The organism is Pirellulaceae bacterium, assembly GCA_019636385.1.
Classification (GTDB): Bacteria; Planctomycetota; Planctomycetia; order Pirellulales; family Pirellulaceae; genus Aureliella.
In genome coordinates this window covers 268,890-291,163 of the sequence record JAHBXT010000003.1, presented here as the reverse complement: position 1 = coordinate 291,163, position 22,274 = coordinate 268,890, and the positions used below count along the sequence as shown (strand labels likewise).

At 51.3% G+C, this 22,274-nt stretch carries 28 protein-coding genes and 1 tRNA gene; 6 read left to right on the top strand and 23 right to left on the bottom strand.

Annotated features, from left to right (window positions below; genetic code table 11):
• Positions 1 to 70 precede the first annotated feature (70 nt).
• From KF752_11940 to KF752_11845, 20 genes are all read right to left on the bottom strand, one after another.
• Entirely contained in the window at positions 71 to 517 is a 447-nt protein-coding gene (locus KF752_11940) for a hypothetical protein (protein MBX3422256.1), read from the bottom strand.
• A gap of 75 nt (positions 518 to 592) precedes the next feature.
• The gene (locus KF752_11935) at positions 593 to 1,174 is read right to left on the bottom strand and encodes a hypothetical protein (GenBank protein ID MBX3422255.1); all 582 of its coding nucleotides are present in this window, start codon (positions 1,172 to 1,174) and stop codon (positions 593 to 595) included.
• Positions 1,175 to 1,211: 37 nt separating this feature from the next.
• A complete protein-coding gene (locus KF752_11930; GenBank protein ID MBX3422254.1) occupies positions 1,212 to 1,847 on the bottom strand; it encodes a hypothetical protein in 636 nt (211 codons plus the stop codon).
• A gap of 327 nt (positions 1,848 to 2,174) precedes the next feature.
• On the bottom strand, positions 2,175 to 2,999 hold the full coding sequence (locus KF752_11925) for a DNA adenine methylase (protein ID MBX3422253.1): 825 nt from the start codon (positions 2,997 to 2,999) through the stop codon (positions 2,175 to 2,177).
• Positions 2,996 to 3,205, bottom strand: a complete 210-nt coding sequence (locus tag KF752_11920) for a hypothetical protein (GenBank protein MBX3422252.1) — start codon at positions 3,203 to 3,205, stop codon at positions 2,996 to 2,998. The genes KF752_11925 and KF752_11920 overlap by 4 nt, the downstream gene beginning before the upstream one ends.
• A 28-nt stretch (positions 3,206 to 3,233) precedes the next feature.
• Complete coding sequence (locus KF752_11915; GenBank protein MBX3422251.1) at positions 3,234 to 3,536, bottom strand: helix-turn-helix domain-containing protein; 303 nt, start codon at positions 3,534 to 3,536, stop codon at positions 3,234 to 3,236.
• 2 nt (positions 3,537 to 3,538) lie between these two features.
• Positions 3,539 to 4,741 (bottom strand): hypothetical protein, encoded by a 1,203-nt coding sequence (locus KF752_11910; protein ID MBX3422250.1) that lies wholly within the window; start codon positions 4,739 to 4,741, stop codon positions 3,539 to 3,541.
• A gap of 12 nt (positions 4,742 to 4,753) precedes the next feature.
• A complete protein-coding gene (locus KF752_11905; GenBank protein MBX3422249.1) occupies positions 4,754 to 5,515 on the bottom strand; it encodes a hypothetical protein in 762 nt (253 codons plus the stop codon).
• Positions 5,515 to 5,694 carry a DUF3820 family protein gene (locus KF752_11900; protein MBX3422248.1) on the bottom strand — a complete coding sequence of 60 codons (180 nt, stop codon included), beginning with the start codon at positions 5,692 to 5,694 and terminating at the stop codon, positions 5,515 to 5,517. Before KF752_11900 ends, KF752_11905 begins: the two co-directional genes overlap by 1 nt.
• A 257-nt stretch (positions 5,695 to 5,951) precedes the next feature.
• On the bottom strand, positions 5,952 to 6,284 hold the full coding sequence (locus tag KF752_11895; GenBank protein ID MBX3422247.1) for a hypothetical protein: 333 nt from the start codon (positions 6,282 to 6,284) through the stop codon (positions 5,952 to 5,954).
• Positions 6,285 to 6,339: 55 nt separating this feature from the next.
• Positions 6,340 to 6,675, bottom strand: a complete 336-nt coding sequence (locus KF752_11890; GenBank protein MBX3422246.1) for a DUF3307 domain-containing protein — start codon at positions 6,673 to 6,675, stop codon at positions 6,340 to 6,342.
• A gap of 36 nt (positions 6,676 to 6,711) precedes the next feature.
• Positions 6,712 to 9,174 carry an AAA family ATPase gene (locus KF752_11885; GenBank protein ID MBX3422245.1) on the bottom strand — a complete coding sequence of 821 codons (2,463 nt, stop codon included), beginning with the start codon at positions 9,172 to 9,174 and terminating at the stop codon, positions 6,712 to 6,714.
• Positions 9,171 to 9,641: a hypothetical protein gene (locus KF752_11880; GenBank protein ID MBX3422244.1), complete on the bottom strand. Its 471-nt coding sequence runs from the start codon at positions 9,639 to 9,641 to the stop codon at positions 9,171 to 9,173. The genes KF752_11885 and KF752_11880 overlap by 4 nt, the downstream gene beginning before the upstream one ends.
• 318 nt (positions 9,642 to 9,959) lie before the next feature.
• Entirely contained in the window at positions 9,960 to 10,262 is a 303-nt protein-coding gene (locus tag KF752_11875; protein MBX3422243.1) for a hypothetical protein, read from the bottom strand.
• Between the two features lie 173 nt (positions 10,263 to 10,435).
• Positions 10,436 to 11,017 (bottom strand): hypothetical protein, encoded by a 582-nt coding sequence (locus tag KF752_11870; protein ID MBX3422242.1) that lies wholly within the window; start codon positions 11,015 to 11,017, stop codon positions 10,436 to 10,438.
• Between the two features lie 165 nt (positions 11,018 to 11,182).
• On the bottom strand, positions 11,183 to 12,202 hold the full coding sequence (locus KF752_11865) for a hypothetical protein (GenBank protein ID MBX3422241.1): 1,020 nt from the start codon (positions 12,200 to 12,202) through the stop codon (positions 11,183 to 11,185).
• A gap of 57 nt (positions 12,203 to 12,259) precedes the next feature.
• A tRNA-Met gene (locus KF752_11860) sits at positions 12,260 to 12,330 on the bottom strand.
• Complete coding sequence (locus KF752_11855; GenBank protein ID MBX3422240.1) at positions 12,313 to 12,642, bottom strand: hypothetical protein; 330 nt, start codon at positions 12,640 to 12,642, stop codon at positions 12,313 to 12,315. Before KF752_11855 ends, KF752_11860 begins: the two co-directional genes overlap by 18 nt.
• Positions 12,635 to 13,417: a ribonuclease H-like domain-containing protein gene (locus KF752_11850; GenBank protein MBX3422239.1), complete on the bottom strand. Its 783-nt coding sequence runs from the start codon at positions 13,415 to 13,417 to the stop codon at positions 12,635 to 12,637. The genes KF752_11855 and KF752_11850 overlap by 8 nt, the downstream gene beginning before the upstream one ends.
• Positions 13,418 to 13,454: 37 nt before the next feature.
• A complete protein-coding gene (locus tag KF752_11845) occupies positions 13,455 to 13,688 on the bottom strand; it encodes a carbon storage regulator (GenBank protein MBX3422238.1) in 234 nt (77 codons plus the stop codon).
• A 304-nt stretch (positions 13,689 to 13,992) separates the two neighbouring features.
• Here KF752_11845 and KF752_11840 point away from each other — a divergent pair, with 304 nt between their 5' ends.
• Together KF752_11840 and KF752_11835 are read left to right on the top strand one after the other, a co-directional pair.
• On the top strand, positions 13,993 to 14,301 hold the full coding sequence (locus tag KF752_11840) for a hypothetical protein (protein ID MBX3422237.1): 309 nt from the start codon (positions 13,993 to 13,995) through the stop codon (positions 14,299 to 14,301).
• Positions 14,302 to 14,471: 170 nt separating this feature from the next.
• On the top strand, positions 14,472 to 15,053 hold the full coding sequence (locus KF752_11835; GenBank protein MBX3422236.1) for a superinfection immunity protein: 582 nt from the start codon (positions 14,472 to 14,474) through the stop codon (positions 15,051 to 15,053).
• Positions 15,054 to 15,159: 106 nt separating this feature from the next.
• On the opposite strand, the gene KF752_11830 is transcribed toward KF752_11835, so the two are convergent.
• Positions 15,160 to 15,468 (bottom strand): hypothetical protein, encoded by a 309-nt coding sequence (locus KF752_11830; GenBank protein ID MBX3422235.1) that lies wholly within the window; start codon positions 15,466 to 15,468, stop codon positions 15,160 to 15,162.
• 128 nt (positions 15,469 to 15,596) lie between these two features.
• Between KF752_11830 and KF752_11825 the strand changes: the two genes are divergently transcribed.
• The 4 genes from KF752_11825 to KF752_11810 all read left to right on the top strand — a co-directional run bounded on the left by KF752_11825 (position 15,597) and on the right by KF752_11810 (position 20,555).
• On the top strand, positions 15,597 to 16,478 hold the full coding sequence (locus KF752_11825; protein ID MBX3422234.1) for a hypothetical protein: 882 nt from the start codon (positions 15,597 to 15,599) through the stop codon (positions 16,476 to 16,478).
• On the top strand, positions 16,475 to 18,634 hold the full coding sequence (locus KF752_11820) for a hypothetical protein (GenBank protein ID MBX3422233.1): 2,160 nt from the start codon (positions 16,475 to 16,477) through the stop codon (positions 18,632 to 18,634). Before KF752_11825 ends, KF752_11820 begins: the two co-directional genes overlap by 4 nt.
• Before the next feature lie 398 nt (positions 18,635 to 19,032).
• Complete coding sequence (locus tag KF752_11815) at positions 19,033 to 19,314, top strand: hypothetical protein (protein ID MBX3422232.1); 282 nt, start codon at positions 19,033 to 19,035, stop codon at positions 19,312 to 19,314.
• Between the two features lie 674 nt (positions 19,315 to 19,988).
• Positions 19,989 to 20,555, top strand: coding sequence for a hypothetical protein (locus KF752_11810; protein ID MBX3422231.1), 567 nt, complete (start codon positions 19,989 to 19,991; stop codon positions 20,553 to 20,555).
• A 148-nt stretch (positions 20,556 to 20,703) separates the two neighbouring features.
• Here the strand turns inward: KF752_11810 and KF752_11805 are convergent, their stop codons facing one another.
• A complete protein-coding gene (locus KF752_11805; GenBank protein MBX3422230.1) occupies positions 20,704 to 21,288 on the bottom strand; it encodes a hypothetical protein in 585 nt (194 codons plus the stop codon).
• Positions 21,288 to 22,265 carry a hypothetical protein gene (locus KF752_11800; protein ID MBX3422229.1) on the bottom strand — a complete coding sequence of 326 codons (978 nt, stop codon included), beginning with the start codon at positions 22,263 to 22,265 and terminating at the stop codon, positions 21,288 to 21,290. The genes KF752_11805 and KF752_11800 overlap by 1 nt, the downstream gene beginning before the upstream one ends.
• Positions 22,266 to 22,274: the final 9 nt, after the last annotated feature.

Sequence of the window (22,274 nt, the reverse complement as noted above, 5' to 3'; positions counted from 1 at the left end):
AACGGACTTCGTCTGTGTTGGCCGATATGGCACGCATTTTGTTTTTCGAAGATACGACGCAAATCAGCAGCTATTCAAGAATGAATTCATGGCCTTGGAATCGGGCGATATGTCGTCGCGACGCATCAAGAAGACTCTCATCAAGTCCCCACAATTCGAGAAACAGTGAAGAAGCGATATAAAAGTGGTGAACCGGCGTTGGCTGGCCTTTCGGTTTTTCAACGTCGATTCCTTCGTTTACAATTCTAGGCGTGCCAACGTCAACTCCTTCCCGTTTTGTGCGACTCCAATCCGCCCACCATTGGCAAACGGAAGCGTTTTGATCAATGACGATTGTGTGTTCTGCTGGTTTGATGTTTCTAACCACCCCGCAATGCCCTGCAAATGGAACGATCAGGATCCGGTGACGCGGAATCAAGTTGATCAACCGCTGGAAGATGCCCGCTCCAGACTTTCCGCCTGGATAGTTGCTCTTGTCGCGTTGGATGGTGTCACTAATCATTTCACGTGCTAACAATGAATTGGTCCGACTCGCGAATAAGGTGTTTTCATTTGGTCCGAGTCACCCGCCACAACTCGGACAATCAAAGCGTTAGACCGACACTTCCCAACTGTGTGTCGGCCACCATTTGCCGTTGCCACCTTTGACGCACTCGCGAATCAACCACGGTGCGAGTTGCAACGACCACTCGCGAAACGTGATCCAACCACCCACGCACATTGCGTTGATGTCGAACGCCATCTCATCACTTCCGGTGTATCCGGCTGACGCATACGCGATCCAATGCGACTTGCGGTATCTTGCTGGCACTGGAACACCCGCGTTGCACCACGAACCATCCCACTGAATCCGAACCAACCCGAACTGCGGGAAGATCGGCATTGCCAACGCATCGCGAGTGCAATCGGCCTTCGCCTCCCAAACTCGACGCCACGTAGCGCCGACACCTCGCAAAATGTCTGCCATCATTGATGGGCTTGTGTATCCCTTCGACTCGAAGTCTCGAAGATGCGGACGCAATTCGTCCGGTGTTTTTGCTAGTACCGCGCACAATGCACCTGGACCGCAATTGAATCCCCATTGATCCGCTGCGGTCTGTGCCGCTTCAAGATCAAACCGGGTGCGGTCTAACAACACCTTGTACGCGAGTTGCGTATCAGGTTCTTTCGACATGGTTAATCTTTCTCACGCAACCGCGTGAATGTGAACGTTATGCGGACCAATGGGCAGGCAACTGCCACCCGAGGCCAAGTATTGCGTTTCTTACTTCTCCGTATGTGGGCCATTCACAAATTACCATTGTCTTGTCGCCACATCTGAGCCACAGTTCACGCGGTGACCACTTCAAAACAAAACCGTCTCTTTCGACTGCCCACCATTCCTCAATCTGAACATCGTCCGCATAACAGCGCGATGCAGCCGGAGCACTCGATTGCGCTTCTTCTGTAGTCATACATTTCCTTTCATGCCCGCTGATCGCGGGTGTTCGCATGACGTACTCGAACTCGATTCGCGTTACCACCTGATCCAAATCGCCGCCCATGTGTTGGCAAAACATCAGAGCAAATTCATGCCCTCGCATCTGCGGGAACCCCTCTCGCTTCGCCTCATTGCGTCCATACGTGCGGTCGTCGCACAAGACTCGCAGCGATTCCTGAGTGACGCTGGTGACGCGAATCTGCCCTAGACGTTCGATCTTTTCGCTAGGCTTCAAGCCCATGCACTTGACGCACGCATTGAGAATCTGGCCAGGCTTCAGGTTCTTCCAGCCCAGGCGACGAGTAACCGTCTTGGTTCGATTCCGAATCTGATCTGTTGTCAACGCAAAAGAGATGTTTCTTGGCATAAGGCACGATGAACAATTAAATGAACAATCACTGGCTTCACTAAAACAACTCAGTCACGTCTTCTCTCGATTTGATCTCGGTGACTTCTTTGGCACCTTTTGCGTGTCCAAGCTTTGACAAAATCGAGCCAATCAGGGTCCAAACGGAACAGTCTTGTCGACGGAAATTTGTCCGCCGAAAACCTCGTGTGCCATATTCGGCTTTCAGTGTTCCGTAGTAGTTGCCTTCGCTACAACTGCCAGACTTGTCGTTCGCAATGGTCATGCGACCAAGCTCTCTGATTGATCCGTCTCGCGCCGAATGAAGCTCGACTTTAACAACAATCATCATTGCTCCACAATAAGTTGATTGGTAATCCAGATTTCACCCTTGACTGCGTTGCATTGATCGCGACTCTCGGCCTGGATAATGCTCCAGCCCATTTCGCTGTAGTAGCGACGAATCAATGGATGATCGCCGTATCGAACAACGACGGTTGCGGCTTCAAACCTCGAAAGACAATTCGCCAAATCAATGTGATCCTGTTCGCTGAATGTGTGCAAATACGCATCGCCAGCGCCAACCCACGGAGGATCGCAATACACACCGCATTCGCGGTTATCCGCTACCTTCGGTAGAAGCTTGCGGAAACAAACCGATTCCCATTCACATCGCTCAAACTGCTTTGCCCACTGGTGTAAATCGCTTGCCGCTGCACGAATGCGGCTTGCGTTGGTTCCGCCGCTTGCTGTTCTGCGAACGCTTGGCATTGTGGCGGGTGAATCAGTTCCTCCCTTTCCCTTGCGCCCGATCCAGCATTGTGCCCAATACGCCCACGCTTTCGGCAGCGCGGCGACGTTTGGCGTTGCTAAAATGCGAGCCGCTTCTGTGATTTCGCTTGGGTGACTCAGCGTTGATTCGCACATGGCAATCAATCGGTCTCGCGGCCATTCCGTGTTGCTCATCACTCGGTAGAAATTGATTGCGAGATCGTTCTTGTCGTTGGCAACGATCGCTCTTGCCTTGAGATGCGGAAGGATCGACGCACCACCAACAAACGGAATAGTGACATGACTACAATGGTCGAGCATTGCTGCCAGCGACTGGGCTACTTCGCTGTCGCTTCCAAAGTAGGACAGTGCCGATTTTGTCTTGAGCGCTGATGTACTCATTTGCTTGGATCGCTTGAAGTTAAATTGACGTATGCCGACACAATGGCTAAGGCTCCGATGATGGGCCACAAGACTGCGTACAACGCGCTAAAGCCAAGACCAATCAATACTGCGTCTAGCAGGGACATGCCGTCCCAGCAGGCCCGGAGGGAAATCACCAAAAACACCGTAAGTGCAACTGCGGCTGTGAATACTATGTAGTACATCGTGACCTTACTTTCTGGTTGCAATTCTTCAAGTCACAGTATTGGACTTGCCCCAATTTCTGATGTATTCCTGATCATCGTCCGCACTGGCAAGCGGCAGAGGCGCAGGGTCTAACTGGATGTCAAGGGGCGAGTCGTGAACGAGCCGATCAATCGCCTGGCGGTGTATGCGGTAGGTGGTGCGCCCACCAGGAACGCCAATTGTGATATGCGGGTTCAACTCTCCGCGATCGCACATAGAGCGAACGGTCTGCGCCGTGACTCGCAACTGAATGGCAACTTCGGCTGGCGTCAAATACTCGCTGGGAGGCTTTCTGGTTTTTCGTGTCATTGCTAGAGGTCCATGTTCATCAAAGCGGCAATCCAGCCACGAATCCATTCTGTCGCTTCTGCCTGGTGGGAGGATTCGTAAGGACAGTCTTCAACCTCGAAGCCGTTCTCTTGCGCTTTGTAACCTTGGTTCCACTGTGAGCTATTCTTGCTATGGGCGTTAAGGCCCCAAATGGTTTTTTGATCCTCTGGTGAAGCACTGATCTTCACGTAGAGGTTTTGCAGCCAGTCAGCACCGCCAAGGGTGGGATCGACGACTGTGTCCTGTAGCTCGTTGCCGCCAGCCTGGCTGTCGGGTTCATAGTCCTCATACTGAAGCGAGTCTTCGTCGTTGTCGCTAACATCTAGGCTGGCCAAAGCGGGTTGGTCTTCGTCGAGCTGGTCGCTAGGATAGGATTCTGATTCGTCGTCGGTTTCGGGGATCGGTGGCTGGATTGAGGCATGTGGATCGCGAGACGAATCAACATTTCGCGAAAGGCTGCCTGGTAGCTGCTGAAGGCTACTCATAGCGTCAAAAATGGCATCGGCTACGTTTTCGCCGAATCCCTTCGGCAGGAGCTTTGACCAATGAACACGAGCCTCGACAGCGCTGGCCTGGAGTGATTCCAGATCGCCGAGGGTTGGATATTTTTCAACAAGAATATCGGCCTTCTTTTTCCCGAGACCGGCGACTCCAGCATCGACCAGTTTTTGCGTTGGAAGCGACTTCCACTGGTCGTAGGGGTATTTTTCGGATGTTGGCTGGGTGGAAATATCGCTCTGCGCGAGCGTAGTTGCATCGCCATGAGCAAGTGCGTTTACGGAAACAGATTCGATGATGTCTTTGATTTCAGGATTGCGAATGCGAACCAGCTCTTCGGGGAGCGTTTTCAGAATGGCCTCAAAGGCTTCCTTCGCGCCACGAGTTTCGTCTTGGCAGGAGTCGTACTGAGTCTGCGCTTCGGCCAGTGACTTGGAGGCTTGCAATTGCTGCTTGGAAGCGGTCAAGAATCTGACGTAGGATTCGTAGAGCGACTGCAACAAGCCAAACTCATCGGCAGTGACACCGACCAGGGTAGTTGTGCCAGTTGTGACATCACTACAGACGTCTGTAGTATGGGGAGCTGTGGATTCATGCGGCTGTTCAGGTGAAACATTTGTTGCGGCGGCCACTACGGGAGTAACGACTGAGGACGAGGCAATTGACGAAGTGTCGATGATGGTCATTTCTGAGGTTCCTTAGACTAGAGACAGGTCGGATTGGAAGGTTTTGGATTTGGTAGCGGCCGCCTTGCGCTGGCGAAGTTTGTGAGCGTAGAATTTTTCAAGCAACCGGTACGTTTCTGTTTCAGCCAATCCGCGCGTATCGCAAAACAGCCAATGGACTGAGCTGAATTTCATGATCCAAGACAGGTAGGTTGAATTGAGGGCTCGCCGGTTTTCTACTTTCGATCGCTTCCCGTGTTCTGGAGCGCCAGACAGCAGTGTGCCGAGAGTGCATTCGACGACGACGGCACCAAAGTCGATTTGATTGAGGAATGACAACGTGGCCTCGAAACGCTCCCGACGATCACCCCAGCCCAGCATAGTGCTGTGGGCGTCTTCCATTGACTTGCGCTCGATGTGAATCTGCCCAGTGAAACCGTCGATCGAGTAATCGCCACGAGAGACGCCTAATGCCTGGCGGTGACTGCGCACTACGATCGGTCTGTAATCTTGAGCGGCACCGGCCTGGAGATTTGAGAAGGTGAACGGGTGTTGTTCGCCGGTGTCAATCAGTATTGTAAAGGGGCTGACAACAGACTTTCCGGCAGACTGCGATAGCCAATACTCTGGCGGCAGATCTCCCAATAGACTCAGATTTTGTTTGGCCAGCCAAGTTCGCAAGCTGAGTAGAGTTCGATCGCCGGTGCGCGGCTGTGATAAGACTTGCTCAGGTGTGACGCGAGTCCAGTCACTTGGTCGATGGATGTTTAGTAGAGAGGCTAGTTGGTTGAACATTATGATTCAGATTCCTTTCGTTTTTCGCCAATTGGCGATCGAAGGTATGATTGGAGCTTGAGCGTCGAATCAGCGAGCCAGCATAGGTATTCAATCGGTACGTCTTTGAATTGTTTGCCTTTGTGCGCCCCGAACGGTATCCCTGTTTTCTCAAATTCTCTGGCTTCTTCATCTGACATGACTAATACTTGCGATTCGACAGGTCCTAAAATCGTTTCCGCGAATTCGCGAAAGTAACGAGCCAATCCAAGTTAACGGTTTCACAAAATTGTCACAAACTGGATGAATCGTTCCACACTTCTTGCAATTCAAACTTGCCATGTCTAAACCCTTAAAAAAACGACGAACAAAACAATGCACTGGAGCCGCGATAACGTCTTTTTCTTATGGCTGGCTTTCACGGTCGCGGCCCCGTGATTGCCGCCGTTCTACCGACCTACTCCCACGCCATCGTGTCGTCGCGATTCCATCCCGCCTTTCTCATCGCGTCGTCGAATCCATCTGGTGGAATGAAATCCCAGTCGCCTTCGACTTTCGTTTGAACGCAAACCAAGTTTCGCTGTGCAAAATACGTTGAGTACCACACCTTCACCGTGTCGTGATCCCAACACCAAGCAAGCCCTTCTGCTTCCTCAAAAGGAATGACGCCTGTGCCTTCCGCCGGAACGAATGCGATCTCTTTCCACCAATAACCGAACGTGCTGTAATTGGGGTCGAAATGCAACTTAATGCGTGGCGGTAGAACAACGGCGTGAACCGGAGCACTCATTTACGTTTTTCCTAAAGGTTGAAATCTATCGTTCGTGCCCGGTAAACATTAGGGCTCAACGGACGATAAGCCACACGGCCCAAATCGTGACGATGTGCCAAACGTTATCTACCACGATGATTGACCATGGGGCGCAAATCCCCGTGCGAAACTGCTTCTGCCCAACGAAGTCCATCCACCAATTGATTATCTGCGTTCTGTCCTGAATAAAATGCGTCACGAACAACGGAATCGCTGTCCACAGCGGCCACCACGCGAAAAGGACGACGCACACCGTCCAGATCGCACAGTGAACTGCACAATGCAGCGTTGACTTCTTTTTGTTCAACGCCATCCAATCGTTTTGGGCGAGGTAATCGCCAACTAGATGCCCTACTAATGCTGAGACCACAATCAAACCTCAAATCGTCGGTTCCAATTTCAAACGTCATATAGCTTCTAATTGATTACTAATCAGTGCTTCAACTATGCGCTCCTTGAGGAATGTTTTTCGCTCGCCAATCTTCCAGGTTCGACACCAGCGCTGAGCGGTTTCGGCATTGCCAATTAAGTGACACTGCTGTTTGGCTCGACTAATGGCAGTCATGACCCAACTGGCATCACAGATGGTTCTAGCGCCTGGATATTCGTCGATCATGATGTACACGAACGAGAATTCACTTCCCTGAGCCTTGTGGCAGCTGAGAGCGTATCCCAAGTCCCACTTGATGCCGCCAGGGGATAGTGAATCGGACGTGTCAGGCGAATCGGTCGATTCTTCGCCATCCGTGGCGGCATCCTTGCCGGAATCCTTTCCCACCGTGACGACGATAAATCGTTGCGGCGACTCCAATCGTGCTACGAATCCTCGCGGATGAAAATTAACAATTTCAGCCAATTCACCGTTAGCAATTCTGACTTCACCGCGATCGCTGATGTCGGCCTGGTCAATTTGCTGGCTGAGCTGGCCGCTGACTTGGTACCAGCCGTTTTTTGTGCAAACTATCTTGTCGCCAACGCGGAATTTTGTGCCACGCACCGGTTCGCCATCCGAGTTCAGTAGCCGCTGAAGTCGCTGGTTCAGGATTGCTCGACAGACCGGGCTTTTTTCGTTGACAGGCACAAGTACTTGGGCAGACCATTTGTCATGTTGGCGAACCAGGGTTTCCAAGTGTTCGATCTGCATGTCGGGATTGGCCGCAGAATGGCAAAGCACGTTGCCGACATTAAGCAGGTCGCCCCAACGATGGCCGTCGCGGATTCGCGCGCAGATTTCGACGATCTCGCCGCCATTGCGCTCAATCTGAGTCAGGTGACCAGAGGCGATCGACTCAGAATGGATCAAATCGCGAAACGGAGCACCAACACCCACTGGCGGTAATTGATACGGGTCGCCAACCAAGAGAGTATGAGCACCATTTGGCCGAGCCGAGAAAACGCGAGCCATCAATTCCAAATCGTTCATTGACGATTCGTCCGAAATCATCAATTTACAAGGCAGCTTGGCATTGTCCTTCAGTCCGAACAGGTGTGAGTGCCATGTCCTGGCAACAATTGGTAGGCCAGCTTGCTGGAAAGCTTCAGTTAACCTAACAGCAGCCTTGCCGGTTGGGGCGCCTACAACAATGTCGGTAGCACCAACACGACCATAATGAAGGACCGTTTTGAGAAGTTGAGCTACTACGTACGTCTTGCCCGTCCCTGGCGAGCCGGTAAGAATGGCGATTTGTGAATTGTCCTGGCCGATGGCAGCGGACAATTGTTCTCGCTGATGCTCCGAAATTTTAGCTATGCTGCCAGTGTAAGGCCAAATTGAATATCTGCTCGATTCAACCTGGCAATACTCAGATTGGCAGTCTTCGTCGCGATGCACTGCCAAGGCGTGTTTGCGCGGTTCAGCGATGGCACTGACAACCGACCGGACAATTGCCTGCTCGCGTTGATCGTTGCGATGTTCAGACAGCCACATGATTTGACCATCGGACCGCAATTGCTGATTAGAATCCGTACGGAGACTGGCGATAGCGCCGTAATGATGATCGGAAGTTGCTGCCAATTCCTTGCCATGAAGGATTGCAGCGCGGAAGTCGATTTCACAGCCGATCTCACGCGACAGTCGTTGCACGGCCAATTTGGCCGGGAACCAAGTACTGCCGGTTGTATCCGATGCCATGCCATACCACAGACACATGGCCAGTCGGTGAATGTCGTCAAGCGGCTTGCCAAGTAGCGCCCACAAGTTGTCAGCCTTCTTAAAACCGACCCCATGAAACTGCATTAAAGCAAACGGATCGTCGGCGATGATGGCCGCAGCACGATTGCCGAACTCCTTGATCAGCTTGCGTGGTAGTGACTTCGGAAAGCCTTTACCGGCCAGCAGTGAATCTAAGTCAAGCAGTGCCGACTCGATGGCTTTCTGCTCGATCAGATAATTTGAAAATCGCTCGGCCTGATCCTGCCTAACGCCGATCGCGGAAACAACCTCCAGGGGTTGTCGGCATCGATCTAAGACTTCATCAATGCCGAATTGGTCAACCAGCATAGCGGCCTTTCGTGGCCCAACGCCATTATCCTTGCCAGCGTGAGACAGATACTCGATTAACGATTTCCGGTCATGGGCAACGTGCTGGACGAAAGAATTAAAGCAGAACTGCTTTTCAACGGTCCCGTATCGTCGATTGTGGTAATCCTTCCAGTGGCCCAAAAAACGATAGGTAATCCCTTTCTCGAGCTCTCCGTCGTCAGCTTCGCCTTTGATCGCGATGTACGAATCATCGATTCCTACAACTTTGGCGATCTCTCGCGATTGCGGAGCTAGTTGAACGTTAGCGACCACGACTGACGAATTGGCATTGTCGAAGCGGAATCGCTCAGAGCGGTAGGTTGCAATGATTTCGAGTGTGTTGGTCACTGTGAATTCCTCAGATGATCAACATGTTTTTCCATTGGGTCGGTGATTTCCCATGAGCAAATGGAAGACTCCCGGATGTACATTGCCTGGAATTTGTTGGCGATTCTCTTAAGCATGAACCTTGCTCCAAATGGCCTGTCTTCCTGCCCGTCAGTTTTGATGCACGACGCGAGAAACATTAAAAAGTCATTTGTAAACTTAAGTTCGTGCATTCTTGCTGTTGCGGATTGAGAATAGGTTCGGATTGCCTTCTTTAGTTCTGAGTGTGTAGCTACGAGCATTTGCACAAATTCAACAGTCGCAATGTTGCGCGGATGAATGCCGTACACTAGAGAAATGTACTCGACAATTCTGTCAGTAGCTTCTGCCTTATGCTTCAGTGATTCAATCTGACGAGTAAGGCTTGACGCTTGAAGCTCAAGTGCATTTATTTTTTCAGTCAGTGTTAGTCTTTTTCGTTTCGCCATGGTGATTTCGTTTTGTGGGTTGCCTATGCACTGCCTGTGCCGACGATCTAAAAAATGAACCGCTCGTGATCCTGGTAGGGCTGCGGTTCGTCACCCCTTCATTTGCTTTGTTCGTGCTGGTAGTGATCGGTGCCGTCTGCCGCGAAATCACTTGCGACTTATGACCTGGGTTTCGCACTACTCCTAGCCCCAGGAAGCAAACCTTGCACGCTCTCAAAGCCTTTCTCTCTCTTTAGGTATTCGTTTGTTATGCAATGAATTCTTGTATTAAGCCAATTGCTTGAGTGACTTCCGAGATTTCGTGATTTCGGGTCATGGCTATTCTGGCAGTTCCGACTTGGGCGTATCTGGATTGGGAAGTTCGGACAATGCTGCCAGCTTTTTCTTTAGACGAGAAATTGCACTTCGATGGCCTGTCAAGCTTCTCTTTAACGAGTCACGTTCCAATGTCAATTTTCGAGACAGATCTTTGTAATAGTCGATGTCTTGTTGCAGACGCTGCCAATTCTTGGCCATTAGCTCTGTTGCATCTGCAATTCGCTGAAGGCTGCCAGCGTTGATTGAGTTAAAGGTGCCATCGCCATTCCAGATAGCCTTGCTGTTTTCTCGCATTGTTGCCATCAATAACTCCAGGTAGTGACGCTGATTGAACTTGACACGTCTGCCATCAGCATGATGGAGGCTAAAAAATCGGTTGAGGAAATTGAATCCTCGCACCTTGCGGCGCCCGCCTGGAACCGATTGCCAGATCGCTGCGGTAAGCCCAGACACAACAGCGATCACGTTCCGAATCATTACAGACCAGCAAAATCGTCATCGGTGGCTGTGGCGGCCGCCGTCACTTGCTTTTTTTTCATCAATGGGGCAAAGTACTCTGGCGGTTGGCGCTTGACTCCAACCAACTTCAAGACTGCATCGTCTCGCGGGTACTCTTTGGCGCGAGGATCATCGACGTGAAAGACGTTGGCGTACCGCAGATTAGGCGAATGCTTTGTCGGATCGTCTTTCCATGGGACCTGCTCAATTTCAATCAAGACGTGTTGGCCGATTGCGGCCGATAGATCAGCGTCCACAGACTGACCGAGCTTACTCAGATCAACAACACCCGTAGCGATAGCAAAGCTGGCTTGTTTAGCCTTGGCAAACTCGCCCTTGTCCTTGTGAGACAAGTCTGGATTGCCGAATTTGATCTTGGCGGTTTTTTCCGCGTGTTCTCTGGGTGCGATGACCTCAATTTCAGCGCAGAATCCACGAAATGGATTCTGGCCGATGAGCGGATTTTCTTCTACGTCCCTGATGACCACATGAAATTTACCGGCTACGTCCAGCATGGTTGAACCGCCGAGTGTTTCGGGCATGTCGATCGTGAATGTCATGATTAACTACCTTTCAGATGTGTTGATTGAAAAATTGATCTAGTTGCATTACTTCGCCGGTCCCAGTGACCAGCGTCGCTGGATAGCCCAGCTCAATCAGGCTCGCCCGCCAAACAGCAAGCTGGCCACGTCGAATGATTAGTTCTGCCAAGCAGTCGACTTCGATCAACCGGCCTGCTTGGCTTGTGTAAAACGGTCGTGATAGCTGCCGACCTGGCTAGCAGCCCAAGATTCGATTTCCTTCTGTTCTAGAGATCGAATCAGCGCATCGCCCGAAGCGATCGTCAGGTCTTTTAATTCCCGAAGACCGTTCTTGAGCAAAATTTCCTTGATCTTGGGAGCCAAATTTTGACCGGTTAAAGCCAACTCTCGCAGCTTGATCTTGATCGTGGTCACAGCTGCGTCGCTGATAGGGCCAGACGTGTGAACACTGGCGGTGTGTTCCGGTTTTGCTTGACTGGCTGCCAGATCAGACCGATCTGACTCTGCTGGTTGAACTAGCTGAGTTGGTTGACTAGAAGCCACCTTCGCAGCGGTGCAATTGGCTGGCGATGGATTGGCCGCTGGCGATGGACTGGCCGGAGATTTTGCAGCCACTTCACTGGTACCAACCGTCACATCCTCCAGTTCTTCAGGCGTGTAACGGCCAGCGGAAACCTGGGGAGCGATCGACCGGATAGCATCCGACACGCAGCGAGCAAACAGCATGATTCCTCGGCTGCGCGGCGTGGCATATTTGGCCTTGAGCGGCGGCTGTTCACCGCGAGCTAACTGGCCAAGGATTACCTCTTCCTTGCCAGTGTACGGGAAGGTCTCTTGCCGGGCATCTTCCCATGTCAGGCAGAATACCGATTCGCAAATGTCGCCTCCACCGCCAGGGTAATAAAAGGCAATAGACGCTTCGTCCGGCTCCTTTTTTAGGACAACATGGCGACAGCCAGGCAATGCATCGAAGTCCGCCAGCATCGCATCGTAGCGCATCGAAGGTCTACCCATGACCATACTGTTGCGAGACTGGTATTCCAGCAATGGCATACCCCGCACAAAACAATCGGCGGCAATTACCAACCCCTGGTGAACATCCTGGCAACCGAACATCCCGGACAGGGCAATGGCTTTGCCAAGCTCCTGAAGTTTGTCCATGTTCTGAATTGCAGTTTGATACTGCGAAATCACGGCGGTCATTTTTCTGGGCTCCTAAGCTAAAACATCAAACGTGCCAATCAACGTAAGATTGGCAAATCGCGGAGGCCAGATTCGCACTGGCGACCCCAGGTTATGAGCCTGGTGAGATACTACTTCTCCACTCCGCAGCCTTGGATTTTGGTTTCACACGTCGCGCGACCACACTTGCCAACACCTCGAATCACTTGGCTGTCAGCCCAATGATCCAGCAGTTCAAGTTCGTTACGAATAATCTGTGCCTGCGCTTGATCACTGACGGTTTTAGAGGCTAGAAGCGACATGGCACCACTGATGGCAAACGACCACTGATGCTCGTCGCCAGGCCGACAATGCAACGACGGCAGCAATTGAGAAAATTTCTTGCCGTTGCCAATTTCCAGGATCGCTGAAAACGGGTTGAACACGATGTTCGTCGGTCGAAGTACTGGTGAATTATCCACGGCTCGTAAACTCCAGTCCCAAGCGGCTGCCAACACTGACAACCATGTTTAAATCGTTCTTCAGGTACTCAATTGCCAGATCCGGATCATTGAAAAACAAGTCGGCAAACTGGTCGCCGCCGATCTTGTTTCCGTCCCTGTCGAATGTTTTCCCGTTGTCGCCAATAGCGCGAGCTACGGTATCAAGCTTGACCATAGCCCTGGCTGGTCTGCACCAGCGGCGCATCAGATCCACAAACGTACTGTCCAGCCAACCGGCATCGGAGAAAACGCGATCTGGCACGCGAATTCCCAGAATGGCAGAACGTTGACAGAGGAACGGCAGATCAAAGCCTTCGATATTCCAGCCCACCAGATGCCGACCTTGGTCGCGCGCTTTAATGAATTGAGCCCAAAATCGTCGAATCAACTGATCCTCGCGAACCGAATCGCCAACACAGTCGATCAACACCTTTTCACCGCAGTAGCCGATCGCCAACACCTGGCCGGTGATAGCCGACAGAGCCGCCTTGGCCTGTTGGTCTGCCCAGTAAGCTGGTTCTGCAGAGGCGGTCTGTTGCTGGTAACGCTGCACAGCCAGAGCGTGAGCGTTTCGGGCGTCGGCGATTTTAGCCTCGATCTTGGCCTGATCCTTTATGTTGCCAGTCTTGACGCTGGCCGGATCGAAATCACCCGGGGGCGGTCCGAGGCTGCTGGAATCAAAAGCTGGCAGAATAAATTGCAAACGGTCCAGCGGCAGCGGGCCGGTTTCGATATCAAAGGCAATAGCGGTCATGGGCTTTGGTCCTTGTATTGCGTAGCTGCCTTTTTCTTCAGGCAGACACGGGTTGCGGGGCTGGAACTGGAGCGGATCGCGGCGCTGAAAATGGCGACAGACCAGCCTTTTCCAGCAATTCCTCGCGCAGGACGCGGACGCCGCTGGGAGCGGTAATACCCAGCTTGGCCCGATTGCCAGCTAGGTTGACAATCTCGATGATCGTCTGCTGACCTGTAGCCTGGTCGATGAGCATGACTCGTTGATCTTCTTTGCGGGTGATGACTAGCATTTCTGGCTTCTCCGTGTTTTCTGGTGCAAAATTCGTCATGAAATCCATGCAGCGAGTGAATCTGGCGGTCATTCCATGCTGCCAACGTGAGTAAGTGTATCGACAGTTAAGCGTAAAGTCGATAGCACGAGACGCAAAATAGCAAATAAAAGCAAAACTGCACCTGCATGGCAAGCCGAAGTGCTTGATTTTGGGAGACTTACGCTCCATAAATATTTTTTGAGATGCGTTAATTTGCTATATTGACAGCATGGTCCGAACTCAACAAACCGCTGAACTCATTACTCTCGCTGAGTTAGCTGCAATGAAAGAGCAGCTAGGAGATGCCATCAGACTGTGTGAAAACGCAGAGGCATCTATTAAAGAACATGGCGCTGACGGACTGTTCATGTGGTACAAACCAACCCTCGCTAAAGCATTGGGTTTGTTACGCAGAAGCCAAGGAAATCTATACGATTCCTTACTGGCCTTGAAAAAAGGCAGTCCATTTACTGCCGAATCAATCTCAGAACGAGCTAGGCGAATTCGCGAGGCCAAATCGCAAGTCATTCAAGTGCGAGCCGAGGTCAAGGAATCACGTGCGAAAAACCGCAAGGGCGCTGCAGAAAAATGAGCGATACGCGATTTGCCCAATGCCCTGGTTGCCAGCAACCGATCGAGTTCAGCACTGCCGATCATGAGCAGCGAATTCTATGCTCAGGCTGTGGGAAGACGCTAAAAATCACCAGACCCAAATCGCAGTCGCCAACAACCAACCGCCGACCAGTTGCAAGCGGGCCAGTTGTGAACAAAGCTGGATCGGTTCCTAAAACTGCACAATCCAAACCAGCTCCGCAGCCAGCCATCAAATCGTCACCGCCAGAGGGTACGTCTACTGCAGCGCAGCCCGCAGCTCAGTCACATTCCAAGATTGAGAAAATCCAAGGCTTAGGTGCAGCACTAGTCAGCAGAAGCATAACTGCCAAATGGACTCGCCCCAAAGTATTAGTGGCAGTGCTAACAATCATTTACTTGGCGATAGTGATCATCACAACCTCGGTTTCACTGGTAGGCGTGGTGATGTCCCTTGTGAGCGAGGGAGAAATGCCACAAGACGTTTACTGGTGGCAGTTTTTTACTTTGCCAATCGTCTGTTTGGTTTTAATGATCGGAATATCGCTGTACGCGATGCCAACAATCGTGGCATTCTTGCGATACCACAAGAATGTGATCCCAATTTTGATCGTTAATGTTTGCTTTGGCTGGACATTCCTGGGGTGGGTGCTATCGCTAGTGTGGTCGTTCACCGATCATACGAAATTTAGTGAAGATGCGAATCGAGCTCACATCCACACGCACGTTTACACGCAAGATAATGCCAAGTGAGTGTCACACGATCGTCAAAATGCCCTGGTTATCAATTCGCGGTCGTTTTTTGAGGTATCACCAGAGCCATATCCATCGACCCAGCTATTTCCGTAAGAGACGATCACTAACCACAATCATCGGGCCAGAACACGCAAACGCCACCATCATGCCGCTCACGCCATTGGCGCCAGAATTCGATCGCCTGGCGCTTGGTAAACGTGGCTCGCGTTCTGGTTATCTGACCATCGACTAGTGAAATCACAAATAAACGCCACGTTGCGCGCGGTATCTGCCTGACAATCGCTCGACGGCCGGTGGCTAGTGCAATGGATCGAGCAATTGCCTTGGCCGATTGAAAGTTGCGACAGCGCACGCGTCGCATTTGACCGCCAGGGATGGCGTATTCCACTATCGATATTCGCCCTTGTGTCATCGTTTTCGCACCCCTTTTCCTTGCTAGCATGTCGTTAAGATAGGGCGATTGTGCGACTTGCGTGGACAACTTTGGTCCATTTGATTTTGTCTGCAGAAGAATTCTGCGGAAATGTCTAGCTGCCGGTCTTGCACAGTGGACGGACTGCCGATAATCTGTGCCACGTCCTGGCGGACATTCTGAAAAAATTGCTGCCGTTTCCCTTCGAAACGAGCCTCTACATAGCGGCGCTGTTCCTGCGCGCCGAACGAGCCACAATGAGTTACGATATCGACGATATCAAGCGGGTCGCGCATGGTCGTTGGCCTGAGATTCTATCTAACGTTGGTGGTATTGCCGACGATTATTTAAGCGGTCGCGCTGGACCCTGCCCAAAGTGCAGCGGAGACGATCGCTTCCGTTTTTCCAATCGCGATGGCCATGGATCGGTCTTTTGCAATAAGTGCGGCAAGGGACTGGGCGACGGAATAGATTCTGTTAGCTGGGCGCTGGGGATTCGCCAGGGGGAGGCCATCAGGCGGATCGGCGATTATCTAGGACTACGCGGAAGCCACCGTCGCCAGGGACAAAGTAGTAGCCAGGCGGAACACGGCGCGGTGAGAAATGGAATCGCCTCGGCGGCAGGTGATGGCCGGTCCGCGGCGGCTACAAAGAAGGCCAAGGCCGACGCTGATTTTGCGAAGATCGCAGCGAGCATAGTGCCGATCGGCGATGGTTGGAATCATCAGTTGGTCGCCTGGTGGTGTCTAAAGCGCGGGAAGCTGTTTACACCAGAATCGCTACGAGCCAGCGGGGCGTTTGTGGCGCGATATAGCAGCCATCGTCGCCAATTCATCGTCCTGGCGGTGCCCTCCTGTAGCTACGTCTGTCCAGAGCGCGGATCAAATACGGTTGGTTATTTCCTCTACAACCTGAAGGAACGAACGCTTCCCGGGCGACGACTGGAGGATGGCAGCTACGAACAGTTGAAGGTCAAAGCGGTGGGTACCGGGTTCGGAGTGACAAGATGAAATCAGTATCTTCACAATCCAAATTTCCAACCTCTGGTGATGGTAGCTACCAAGACGACAGCTACGAATTGGTCACACAGGTAGATGATTCGCTGTTGGAACTGCTTGGCAAGCCCGTTGTGTGGAAGACGGAAGGCTTGCCGGACATGATCGGTCTGAAGTCGTGCATGATGGACCTGCACAAGATACACCCTCACGGGCATTGGTGCTGGACCAACAAACATGGCGCTGGTGAGAATCCGCTGAGCATCGATGCGCGTGGAGAATCGAAGCAGTGGATACTGGACCAGCATCGCGGCAAAATCGTGTATGTCGTGCATGATCTGGACAAGCCTGGCCAAGACGGAGCAACGTGGGTAACAAACGGCGATGGGCGACGGCGACCTGGCTGGGCAACGGTGCTGGCCGGCTACGCCGACGAGTGTCGCAATATCGTTCTGCCCGGTGAAATTCAAGAAACCAAAGGGGCGGACCTGGAAGATTTCTTAAGCGAAGTACTGGCGAGGTATTTGGAGCTGGGCTACGAACTGGACCAAGCGCGGGCCTACTGCTATCTAACATTGCTAAAGTATGCTCAGAGCCAGCCGGTGATCGATCGATCTGCAGAAGCACAGGAGACAGCCACCGAGTTATCTGGCGATGATTCTGCTGATGTTGATGTCGCGGAGCAGTTGCCCAGCAAATCCGCCGATTCAAACACCGAGTCTGATGATGATGCAATATTCGAGGCCGATGATGATCCACACCGGTTGGCACGAATTAACTTGGAAAGGTACCAAGATTTACACGAAGGCAATCTGGCCTTTTGGGCTGGTGAATGGTGGAAATATCGCGATGGACAATATCGCAAAATTGAGTTGCACAACCTGAAGGCAAAGCTGAACGCCACCATTCGACAGGAATTTGAGGAGCGCTGGCGAGAAAGTGAAGCAGCTAGGGTTGCTCAAGAAGCTGAGACAGGTAAGGAGGTCAAACGTCAACCGGTACGCAAAGTAACCGAAGGGTTGGTCAAAAACGTAATCCATGCAATGGAATCCATGAAGCTGGTCAGCGATTCTTTAGAAATGCCTTGCTGGATTCCCGATCGATCGAAGCGCGGAATGGTATCGATGCAGAACGGCATACTGGACTTAGATGCCTTATTTGCTGGAAAATCTGAAGATGAATGTCTGATACCTCATACGAAGGACTGGTTCTCTACCGTAAAACTGCCATTTGAGTTCGATCGCAACGCTAGATGTCCAGGTTGGGTCAACTTCCTGGAAACTGCATTCAACGGCGATGCGGAAGCAATTCGAGCCTTGCAGATGTGGTTTGGGTATCTACTGACCCAGGACACTTACCTACAAAAAATGATGATGGTCATTGGTCCCACGCGATCAGGCAAGGGAACAATATCGAGGACGCTCAAGCAATTGTTGGGCGGAAATAGTTCGGTCTGCAATCCAACATTGGCCGACATGGCAGACAAGTACGAGCTTCAATCCTGGAATGGAAAGTCAGTTGCCATCATCAACGAGGCCAGGCTACCGAAAAGTGCAGATGAAAGCATCATCGTCGAACGGCTACTGTCGATCGTTGGGGAAGATTCCCAAGAAATAAAACGGAAGTTTATGGTCAACATGAGTTCAGTGAAAATGAACCTGCGTTTCATGATGTTCACCAATCAAATCCCCAGGCTGAACGATTCATCAGCAGCAATTGTTGGTCGTTGCATCATTCTGGTAATGCCTAACAGCTACCTAGGAAGGGAAGATGTGACTATTGGCCAAAAAATCGAACGAGAATTGCCTGGAATATTCCGCTGGTCTCTGGCCGGTCGCAAGATGTTGATCGATGCCGGAAAGATCGAACAACCCAAATCAGGCTTGGAAGTTATCCAGGCATTCAAGTCGATCGCCAGCCCGATGACCGTATTCATCGAAGAAGAATGCGTGTTATCCCAAACCGCAGAAATCGAAGTCACGAAAATTTTCGAGGCATGGAAGCATTGGTGCCTACAGAACGGAATCCAAGATAAGGATAGCATCCAGTTGTTCGCAAGAAAAATCCACGACGCAATTCCAGGAATTCAAACAAGAAGACTTGGATATGGAGACAGGCAGAAAATTTTCATAGGAATTGACAGAAAAAATTCCGATCGAGATTTTTTTTGAAATCAACACGGCGTCGACGGCGCCGATGCGGCGTCGACATCGTGAAGGTCGACGCCGTGAGTTCATCAATGAATTACTTAACAAAATGAGCTTACGGCGTCGACGGCGTCGATACTTCCTACTAATTAAGTAAAGATTGAATGTATCACCAAATAGCAACGGAGAAAAAATAATGGCACGGAAATAGTTTAACTGTGAAAATATTTCGCATGGAGCCACTAGCCTTGGCTCTATATGGAGTCTGGTACTGGCAACATCGGCGCCGTCGACGCCGTGCTTTCATTTCACCAACGAAATACAAGGAAAACTCACGGCGTCGATAGCAGATACATCGAGGACGGATCGGCGCCGTGGTGGCGTCGCACAAAATTTAATCACCAAAAACCGGAAATCGAAAAATGAGCAAGAAAAAAATCTCGCTGGAAGAACATGCGGCTATCTCCGAGCACATTCGCCAAGCGTCGGAACATCTGCGGCAAATTTTTGGGGTCAAACTGAAGAAGAGCAGCACTCACTACAAAAAGCTGGTGAAGGCTCTCGAATCAATCGAGATCGCCAGATCATCGCTGGAAAACGAGTTTATCGCAGAGTATGAGGGCACTCCACTTGACCAAGGCAATAACCTCATCGAAGTCTATTACGGCAACGGCAATTACCCCAGCCCTCAATTGTCAAAGTAGCGGATATGTCATAGCTATGTCATTCTTAGATGAATTAGTAGAAGAATTTCGCGGGAGCGGCCAGTTCGCTCCTGCTGGCGGGATCAATGGCCAGTCCGGCGAGGATATTGTTCGCGACGCCCACTTGGTGAACGCTAGTTCAGTGGCCGATCCCCTGATTGCTTCAATTCTGCAATCGGGCGAATTGAAAAAATTAGACGCGGAAAATTTTACTGACGCGAAAAAAACTCCAGAACCCAAAAATTCTTGTAAGGAAATTTTTGACGCGAAAAATTTTCGCTGCGAGAAGTGCGGTGGCGCGTCGGGATGGGAGATGCTTCGTCCGGTGGACGCGATAATCAGCGGCGCAGCCGCTGCCTGGCGGTGTTTGTCTTGCGACCCTCCGCTGATGCGTGGATTGGTCAGGAGAATATGCGGCGCTGGATCTGAGGTTGCTGGCGATCGTTCTGGCGAGCGCGAAATGCTAAGATGGCCTCAGACGCAAGTTGTCATTGCAAACGAATCTCCAACGTGCCTAGCGTGCGGTTGTCGATTGGTTGTTGAATGCGGTAGAGCGGATGGTTCGATCGACTGGCAGTGTTGGGTTTGCCGACAGCCAATCACTTTCGAACAGATGATGGTTGCCAGGACGCAGCCGGTGTTAAAAAACTCGAGTTGGTGGAACCGAAATCGGGATGACAAGGAAAAAGCAAAAATTTGAAGTTCATGTAGGCGATGAAATCTATTTTCGGGATCGGCGTATCGTGGTACTGCAGGTGAATCGAGACTGCAATCCACACCGAGTGTTCATTACGTCGCGCAAACACAAAAAATCAGCTAGTCCATGGATGCGTTGGGTATGCGCGACAGAGTTGGCTAGAAGGCCAAGTCATTTGGTTGACGCTGACAAGACCGTTGCGAGTCTGTCGGAATTGGCTAAAAAAAACAACGGGTACGATTTAATCGATTGGGAGCCTGGGTGCAGAGGTAGGGAGCACAAGGATTTTCAGCCATCTCAATATCTACCGGGAAGTATAGGCAAAATTGAGGTTTTGGCTGAGCGAGTAGCGAAAGGGTTGCCGTTGTGGCATCCACGAGACATGACGTTTGGTGATGTGGGTATGATGATTGCAGACGGTCAGTTGGTACCAGACACACTGCTGAAGCATTTGCCGAACTATGTTCCTCCGCGTTGCCAATTATCAAAAATTGAACAGTATGGAGCAACGAAGATTGTCACCAATGGCAGCTCGGAAGATTAAATTGAACGCATTTCGCTGATTTAGGTTTCCCGCAAACCTCTGCCGAGATTCATAATCATGCAACCTGAGCTACTTATCGTGCTGTTTATTCTAGTGGTGTCGTCCTTGTGGGATACGTTAAAAAAACGGTAGGACTGCAGAGGTAATGTTATTCAGCGTCTTGGTCAGCGGATTCTGCTGGGTCAAGTACGATGGCGCTCTTGAGCTTGGCATAAGGCATGAGTTTGGGCAGGTGTTGATACTCTTCGCGTGTGGAGATTACGACTTCTAGGATTTGTTTTGGTTGTTCTTTGTCTTCATCTGAGTGGCTGTCTAGGCCCAGTAGCTTGGCTCGCTGTTCAACGCATTTCTGGATGACAGCTAGGAATCTGGGATCCCCCGATTGTGAATCTTGTCGCTTGGTAATACTGGAATGTTCGCCAGAAGTGGTTGATTTTGACCGCGACGGGCGTAGCGATTGCCGCCAGGCGGACCAGGCTTCCGATTCTACTTTGTCCAGTCTTGCAAGTTCTGTGGCGACGTGTTGCTGGTATTTGGCTGTAGATCGTCTGAGCCAGGCCTTACGCGCCTCATTGAGGCATCTGTTGACTGCTGCGATTTGGATCCCGAGCGTATCAGCGATTTCGGTTTTCGTCTTGCCTTCCAGGTAAAGATTGGCAACTACAAAGACAGCATGTAGTCGCCGTGCATTGGCCAGTTCGTTTGCGCGGGCTATCTGCTTAGGTTGAACCATTAGCCAACCAGGACGCCAGAGACGTCAGCTCCGGGAAATTTTTCAGCGACGACAAGAGAAATCTCTTCAGACGACTTCCCCTGCGATCTCAGGTCTCGGACTAATTTCGCAACTTGCTTGGACGATTGCTTGGCTTCTGTGACCGGTTTTGATTGACCAGTTTCATTGGCTTCTGCTGTGTTGGCATCGGGTCGCTTGTATTTTGCGTCGGGCAGCATTACGCCCATTTCTACGGCGGACTGTTCGACGTCTTCGCGAGTCAGTCCGGGTTTCATTTTCAAGATTTGCATAATTGGCACTCGTTGTCTGATCAATGTTTCCAGTGATTCTGGGGCTTCGGCGGAGCGGGTGAAGCTGTTTTGCTGTGTGGAATCGAGAAAATCCATTACTGGCGATCGGCCAGCCCATCGCTGGGCAATTTCTTGGCGGTGCTTCATTTCGACCGGTGGCAGCCAGTCTCCGCCGGTGTGGGTACCGGGATTGGCTAGCTCTTCTTCGACTTTGTGAACATCTGGCGAGCCATTTGAAGAGACAAATCCGTAGATTTTGGCGATTTGCTGAATTGGCACTCGCTGTTTGTTCAATAGGATATCGATTGACTCCAAGGGGGCAAATGTCGTTGGTTCGTAGATCGATCGGCGAAGAACGAAAAATGCGTTCCACATTTCCATGGTACCGGCCGGATGGCATGTTTCATCCATGGCGGCGCTGCGGGTCTGGTAGTCGGCGAATGCCCTGGCAAAATCGTCCAGTGCCAGAACAATTTCAACAGCCTGTTCGTGAATCAGCTCACTGGGTGTAGCGGCTAGACCGCACAGATCTGACAGTAGTTGAAAGGCCTCTTCGTTCAGAGCCTTAACTTGCTGGCCATTCCAGTTGATCAGGGGGCCATTGGTCGCGTTGAAGCGGTTGATGGCATCATCGGCCTTGTCAAATAACTTGCGAATTTTTCGGACGTCCAGAATTTGCGAAGACATTGATTTTTC

Bases quoted from the DNA above. Each gene is read 5' to 3' on its own strand.
- KF752_11870 (MBX3422242.1), bottom strand. From the start codon at position 11,017: ATGACATTCACGATCGACATGCCCGAAACACTCGGCGGTTCAACCATG.
- KF752_11845 (MBX3422238.1), bottom strand. From the start codon at position 13,688: ATGCTAGTCATCACCCGCAAAGAAGATCAACGAGTCATGCTCATCGAC.
- KF752_11840 (MBX3422237.1), top strand. From the start codon at position 13,993: ATGAAAGAGCAGCTAGGAGATGCCATCAGACTGTGTGAAAACGCAGAG.
- KF752_11880 (MBX3422244.1), bottom strand. From the start codon at position 9,641: ATGGCGAAACGAAAAAGACTAACACTGACTGAAAAAATAAATGCACTT.
- KF752_11920 (MBX3422252.1), bottom strand. From the start codon at position 3,205: ATGTACTACATAGTATTCACAGCCGCAGTTGCACTTACGGTGTTTTTG.
- KF752_11875 (MBX3422243.1), bottom strand. From the start codon at position 10,262: ATGGCAACAATGCGAGAAAACAGCAAGGCTATCTGGAATGGCGATGGC.
- KF752_11935 (MBX3422255.1), bottom strand. From the start codon at position 1,174: ATGTCGAAAGAACCTGATACGCAACTCGCGTACAAGGTGTTGTTAGAC.
- KF752_11815 (MBX3422232.1), top strand. From the start codon at position 19,033: ATGAGCAAGAAAAAAATCTCGCTGGAAGAACATGCGGCTATCTCCGAG.
- KF752_11900 (MBX3422248.1), bottom strand. From the start codon at position 5,694: ATGTCAGATGAAGAAGCCAGAGAATTTGAGAAAACAGGGATACCGTTC.
- KF752_11910 (MBX3422250.1), bottom strand. From the start codon at position 4,741: ATGACCATCATCGACACTTCGTCAATTGCCTCGTCCTCAGTCGTTACT.
- KF752_11805 (MBX3422230.1), bottom strand. From the start codon at position 21,288: ATGGTTCAACCTAAGCAGATAGCCCGCGCAAACGAACTGGCCAATGCA.
- KF752_11850 (MBX3422239.1), bottom strand. From the start codon at position 13,417: ATGACCGCTATTGCCTTTGATATCGAAACCGGCCCGCTGCCGCTGGAC.
- KF752_11865 (MBX3422241.1), bottom strand. From the start codon at position 12,202: ATGACCGCCGTGATTTCGCAGTATCAAACTGCAATTCAGAACATGGAC.
- KF752_11895 (MBX3422247.1), bottom strand. From the start codon at position 6,284: ATGAGTGCTCCGGTTCACGCCGTTGTTCTACCGCCACGCATTAAGTTG.
- KF752_11925 (MBX3422253.1), bottom strand. From the start codon at position 2,999: ATGAGTACATCAGCGCTCAAGACAAAATCGGCACTGTCCTACTTTGGA.
- KF752_11930 (MBX3422254.1), bottom strand. From the start codon at position 1,847: ATGCCAAGAAACATCTCTTTTGCGTTGACAACAGATCAGATTCGGAAT.
- KF752_11810 (MBX3422231.1), top strand. From the start codon at position 19,989: ATGACAAGGAAAAAGCAAAAATTTGAAGTTCATGTAGGCGATGAAATC.
- KF752_11830 (MBX3422235.1), bottom strand. From the start codon at position 15,468: ATGACACAAGGGCGAATATCGATAGTGGAATACGCCATCCCTGGCGGT.
- KF752_11820 (MBX3422233.1), top strand. From the start codon at position 16,475: ATGAAATCAGTATCTTCACAATCCAAATTTCCAACCTCTGGTGATGGT.
- KF752_11905 (MBX3422249.1), bottom strand. From the start codon at position 5,515: ATGTTCAACCAACTAGCCTCTCTACTAAACATCCATCGACCAAGTGAC.
- KF752_11800 (MBX3422229.1), bottom strand. From the start codon at position 22,265: ATGTCTTCGCAAATTCTGGACGTCCGAAAAATTCGCAAGTTATTTGAC.
- KF752_11915 (MBX3422251.1), bottom strand. From the start codon at position 3,536: ATGACACGAAAAACCAGAAAGCCTCCCAGCGAGTATTTGACGCCAGCC.